This is a genomic window from Lysobacter sp. TAB13, assembly GCF_052113885.1.
Lineage (GTDB): Bacteria > Pseudomonadota > Gammaproteobacteria > Xanthomonadales > Xanthomonadaceae > Lysobacter > Lysobacter gummosus.
Window position 1 is genome coordinate 1 of record NZ_JBFRDR010000156.1, and the last position, 492, is coordinate 492.

The 492-nt window shown below is 65.2% G+C and carries 1 protein-coding gene; it reads left to right on the top strand.

What is annotated here, in order from left to right:
- Positions 1 to 49: 49 nt before the first annotated feature.
- The gene (locus tag AB4Y92_RS25610) at positions 50 to 415 is read left to right on the top strand and encodes a hypothetical protein (RefSeq protein WP_441822174.1); all 366 of its coding nucleotides are present in this window, start codon (positions 50 to 52) and stop codon (positions 413 to 415) included.
- Positions 416 to 492 lie beyond the last annotated feature (77 nt).

Here is a 492-nt window from a genome sequence, read left to right on the forward strand (position 1 = left end):
CCGCTGCGATCACTCGCAGCGGCCTTCTTCGTTAAGGGGGTGACCGTCGATGCCGCCGCCGAGAAATTTTGAGCGACTGGCGCTCGTCGTCGTCTGCGTCGCGGCGCAGCTTGGTCTCGCCTGGCTGGCTTTGCAGGCGATCGGCTGGTTCGGCGTCGGCTTGCTCGGCCTCTTCATCGCCTTCGTAGCGATCCGCTTTGAGCTCGAGGAGAACCGGCCGGTCGGCCACCAGATGACTCCGGATCTCTATGCCAGCCAGTTCCACAAACATGGCCGTGAGCATGAGGCGGAAAGAGCGGGCTTTCGCACAGAGCTCATCGCCCAGATTTCTGCCGCCCGCCTCGGACTCGGGCTTGGCCTCCTGCTGACCGCCATTGGCTTCGGCTTCTTCTTCATCCTCGAGGCCAGCCGTTGAGGGCCTACCCGGCTGAAGGCGCCAGCGGCGTCGGCGGCTGGATGGTCGTGATCGATGCAGCGGCCCCGGCAGAAGCC

Coding starts and splice junctions, on each gene's coding strand:
- AB4Y92_RS25610 (WP_441822174.1), top strand. CDS start 50: ATGCCGCCGCCGAGAAATTTTGAGCGACTGGCGCTCGTCGTCGTCTGC.